Genomic DNA, 4,270 nt, shown 5'->3' with positions numbered 1-4,270 from the left:
AAGATATTATACGTGATATGAAGCGATTAGCTGATTAAAAAGAAGGGTGCTTAGCACCCTTCTTTTTTGTCTTTTAGTCTATGGATAATATGTCATGCTGTTGTGGTAGTTTCGGTGCGCGAATTTCTAACACACCGTTTTGATAAGAAGCTTTCGCTGTTTTTTTATTAATTAAATATGGTAACTTAATAATTCTTGACGCTTCTGAAATGGAACGTTCTCGGCGATAATAATTGTGAGAAGATTCTTCTTCTGTCTCTTCAAGTATATCTTCTTTTACAGAGACTTTTAAGTATTCGCTTTGTATTTCAATTTGAATTTGTTCTTTTTGTATACCTGGTAGTTCGGCTGTAACGACGAGTTCGTCATCAACTTCGTATAAATCTACTGGGAATGTTAATAAACGGTTTCCTTTTTGGAAAAAATGATTTAAATCAGCAATTACGCCACGAAGAGGTGTTTGTTCGAAAAAATCATCAATTTGCTTTAAATAATTACGAACCGGTGGGCGAGAAGAATCTTTTTTTTCTTCACTCATGGTATTACCTCCTAGAAATCAATTTGCAATATCATATGACAAAAGCGGAGAAAGGTGAGTGCCTAGTTTTCATGTTTTCATAAAAAAATGTTAAAAATGTGAAATGGAGTGAGTTTTTTTATAGTTTTTGGTCGCCATATTCAGTTGGTTATGCTAGTATAAATAGGGTTGATATAGTAGTATTGAGACAGAATGAAAACTGAAAGAGGGTAAGAAGTATGTGTGGTTTTGTAGGATGTTTATGTGAAAACCCTAGAGGGTTTTCAGAAACAGAAAAACATCAATTTGAAAATATGAACACGATGATTTTCCACCGCGGTCCAGATGACGAAGGATATTTTCGTGATGAACATGTACAATTTGGCTTCCGCCGTTTAAGTATCATTGACTTAGAGGCAGGACATCAGCCGCTAACTTATGAAAATGATCGATATGTAATTATTTTTAATGGTGAAATTTACAATTATGTAGAACTACGTGAAATGTTACTTGAAAAAGGTGCAACTTTTGCTACACAATCTGATACAGAAGTTATTATTGCATTGTATGCACATATGAAAGAAAAATGTGTAGACTACCTTCGTGGTATGTTCGCATTTATGATTTGGGATCGTGAAGAAAAGAAACTTTTCGGTGCACGTGACCACTTCGGTATTAAGCCTTTATACATCGCACAACAAGGTGATACTACATTCTTCGCATCTGAGAAGAAAAGTATTATGCATGTAATGGAAGACAAAGGGGTAAACCCAAAGTCACTACAACACTACTTTACGTACCAATATGGTCCAGAGCCAGAAACATTAACAATTGATGTTAACAAAATTGAGCCTGGTCATTACTTCGTAAAAGAAATCGGTAAAGAGATGGAAATCCATCGCTACTGGAATCCTTATTTCAACGCTTCAAGCGCAACGAAAGAGGAGCATATCCAAGCAATTCGTGATGTATTATACGATTCTGTAAAAGTACATATGCGTAGTGATGTACCAGTAGGTTCTTTCTTATCTGGTGGTATCGATTCATCTATTATTGCTTCTATCGCAAGAGAAATGAATCCAAATCTATTAACATTCTCTATTGGTTTCGAACAACGCGGTTTCAGTGAAGTTGATGTTGCGAAAGAAACTGCTGAGAAATTAGGAGTTAAAAACCATAACGTATTCATTACAGCGCAAGAATTTATGGATGAGTTCCCAAAAATTATTTGGCATATGGATGATCCTTTAGCGGATCCAGCAGCTGTACCATTGTATTTCGTTGCGAAAGAAGCGCGTAAACATGTAACGGTTGTTCTTTCTGGTGAAGGTGCAGACGAGCTATTTGGTGGATATAACATTTATCGTGAGCCAAACTCTTTAAAAATGTTCTCTTACATTCCTAGCCCAGGAAAGAGTGTTCTAAAGGCATTAAGTGGTGCTCTTAAAGAAGGGTTTAAAGGAAAAAGCTTCTTAGAGCGTGGATGTACGCCAATCGAAGAGCGTTACTATGGAAATGCGAAAATCTTCCGTGAAGAAGAGAAAGCTGAATTAATGAAGTATTACGATGAAAGTGTTAACTATATGGATATCACGAAACCATTGTATAACGAAATTAAAGATTATGATGATGTAAGTAAAATGCAGTACATTGATATGTTCACATGGTTACGCGGCGATATTTTATTAAAAGCTGATAAAATGACGATGGCAAATTCATTAGAACTTCGTGTACCGTTCTTAGATAAAGAAGTATTTGACGTTGCATCTAAAATTCCGACAGAATTTAAAATTGCAAACGGAACAACGAAAGCTATATTACGTGAAGCTGCCCGTGGAATTGTTCCGGATCACGTGTTAGATCGTAAAAAGCTTGGATTCCCAGTACCAATTCGTCACTGGTTAAAAGATGAAATGCACGATTGGGCTGTAAATATTATTAAAGAAAGCAAAACTGAGCATTTAATCGAAAAACAGTATGTATTAAACTTACTGGAAGCACATTGTGCAGATAAAGGCGATTATAGCCGTAAAATTTGGACTGTACTTGCGTTTATGGTATGGCATCAAATTTATGTTGAGCATAAATACGATACGAATAAGTTCCACGAAGAAACAAAGCGTGCGTATAGCTTAGTTTAATAAAAAACCTTAAGGTCGCATTCGATCTTAAGGTTTTTTTCATAAATTGCATTTATTATTGATACAATAATAGTAAAAGGATGGACAACATATGATTACGTTTGAGAAAGTAAATACAGAAAATGAAAGCGTTGTAAAAGAAATGTTTCACTCACACAGCTTAGATGAGAAAAAGGTTCAGCATTGTGTAAAGGTTGATGATACATATATTGGTGTAATAGATTATAGCGTTCAAGAAGAGAGTGCTATTTTGTCACAGTTAATTATTCATTTTGATTATCAAGGTTATGGATACGGGACAAATACGTATTTTACATTTGAAGAAATGATGAAACAGAGAAATGTGAAAGAAATAAAAGTATTGCATGAGGTATTTACGGAACAAGCTAAATCTTTCATAGAGGGATTTGGTTTTATTGAGGAAAATGGAATATATGTAAAGAAAATATAGTGAATATTGATTACTTGATGAAATGAATATGGGGTAGGTGAACGTATGACAATGACTGCTGGTCTTGCATTAGTTGGAAGTTGCTTTATTGTAGCAGAGTTATGCCAAATTTTCATTCAAAAAAAAATGTATAAGAAGAGAAGGCCATATGAATTACAATATATACCTGTGTTTGTAATTTTGTTTTGCATGTTATTTGTATTACAAAACGCATCTCATTTCCCGTCTCTTTTGAACATCTTTTTGAAGTTTGGTTTGCTATATAGCGGTGTTGGGATGTTCCTTTTGTGTCTTTTATTTTGCGTACGTTACATCCACTATCAATCATACATATTCATTTTAAATTGGTTAAAAAAAAGTGATAGAAACCCCCTTGCATAAGGGGTTTTTTTATTTGTACTTGTAACGGAACTTGTACAATTAACATAAAATAGGACGAGTAGAAATGAAAGCTTATTACAATAAAGAAAGGAACGAAAAAGATATATGAAACTTGTTATAGACGCAGGGCATGGTGGGTATGATTCTGGTGCTGTTGGTAATGGGTTAGTGGAAAAAGAGTTAACACTTCAAATTGCTAGACGTGTGCGAGATATTTTATCTGCAAATTACCCAATCAATATTAAAATGACACGTGATAGTGATGTGTTTATCTCTTTATCAGAACGTGCTAATATTGCTAATTCATTTGGTGCAGATTATTTTATCTCATTTCACATTAATAGTGGCGGTGGAACTGGATTTGAAAGTTATATTTACAACGCGCTATCTAATAGTAGTTCCGCATATGAAAAGCAACAAAAAATGCATGCAGCAGTCAATCCTGTATTAACAAAATACGGCCTTCGTGACCGAGGAGCCAAAAAAGCAAATTATGCGGTACTAAGAGAGACTGCAATGGATGCAATATTAACAGAGACTGCCTTTATTGATACTACATTTGATGCTAATTTATTGAAAAATCCACAATTTATTGAAGATCTAAGTCAAGCGTATGCAAATGGAATAGCAGCTATTTTTGGAGTAGCTCCAAATCCGAATCCTCCAAATCCACAACCTCCAAACCCGCAGCCAACACCACAAACGAAGGGGATTGCTTATATCCTTGGAAAAAATGTAAATTTAAGAAGTGGTCCATCAACGTCTTCTTCAGTTATTCGT

Annotated in this window: 5 protein-coding genes; 4 read left to right on the top strand and 1 reads right to left on the bottom strand. The window is 34.8% G+C overall.

The window, feature by feature from the left end; translation table 11 throughout:
* Positions 1 to 73 precede the first annotated feature (73 nt).
* Positions 74 to 538: an Hsp20/alpha crystallin family protein gene (locus V7038_RS24545; protein ID WP_002202145.1), complete on the bottom strand. Its 465-nt coding sequence runs from the start codon at positions 536 to 538 to the stop codon at positions 74 to 76.
* A gap of 218 nt (positions 539 to 756) precedes the next feature.
* Between V7038_RS24545 and asnB the strand changes: the two genes are divergently transcribed.
* The 4 genes from asnB to V7038_RS24525 all read left to right on the top strand — a co-directional run.
* Positions 757 to 2,658, top strand: a complete 1,902-nt coding sequence (gene asnB / locus V7038_RS24540) for an asparagine synthase (glutamine-hydrolyzing) (RefSeq protein ID WP_002148240.1) — start codon at positions 757 to 759, stop codon at positions 2,656 to 2,658.
* Positions 2,659 to 2,749: 91 nt separating this feature from the next.
* Positions 2,750 to 3,109, top strand: coding sequence for a GNAT family N-acetyltransferase (locus V7038_RS24535; protein ID WP_335695773.1), 360 nt, complete (start codon positions 2,750 to 2,752; stop codon positions 3,107 to 3,109).
* A 45-nt stretch (positions 3,110 to 3,154) separates the two neighbouring features.
* Positions 3,155 to 3,490, top strand: coding sequence for a hypothetical protein (locus tag V7038_RS24530; protein WP_002202143.1), 336 nt, complete (start codon positions 3,155 to 3,157; stop codon positions 3,488 to 3,490).
* Positions 3,491 to 3,595: 105 nt separating this feature from the next.
* The coding region (locus V7038_RS24525; RefSeq protein WP_335695772.1) for an N-acetylmuramoyl-L-alanine amidase family protein at positions 3,596 to 4,270 on the top strand (675 nt) is incomplete at its 3' end.

The sequence above is a fragment of the Bacillus sp. JJ783 genome (assembly GCF_036963225.1).
GTDB lineage: Bacteria > Bacillota > Bacilli > Bacillales > Bacillaceae_G > Bacillus_A > Bacillus_A cereus_U.
Note: the sequence above shows the minus strand (reverse complement) of the source record. Positions and strands in the feature narration are given on the sequence as shown.

Excerpts from the sequence above, each read along its gene's own strand:
- V7038_RS24545 (WP_002202145.1), bottom strand. The coding sequence starts at position 538 with ATGAGTGAAGAAAAAAAAGATTCTTCTCGCCCACCGGTTCGTAATTAT.
- asnB (WP_002148240.1), top strand. The coding sequence starts at position 757 with ATGTGTGGTTTTGTAGGATGTTTATGTGAAAACCCTAGAGGGTTTTCA.
- V7038_RS24535 (WP_335695773.1), top strand. The coding sequence starts at position 2,750 with ATGATTACGTTTGAGAAAGTAAATACAGAAAATGAAAGCGTTGTAAAA.
- V7038_RS24530 (WP_002202143.1), top strand. The coding sequence starts at position 3,155 with ATGACAATGACTGCTGGTCTTGCATTAGTTGGAAGTTGCTTTATTGTA.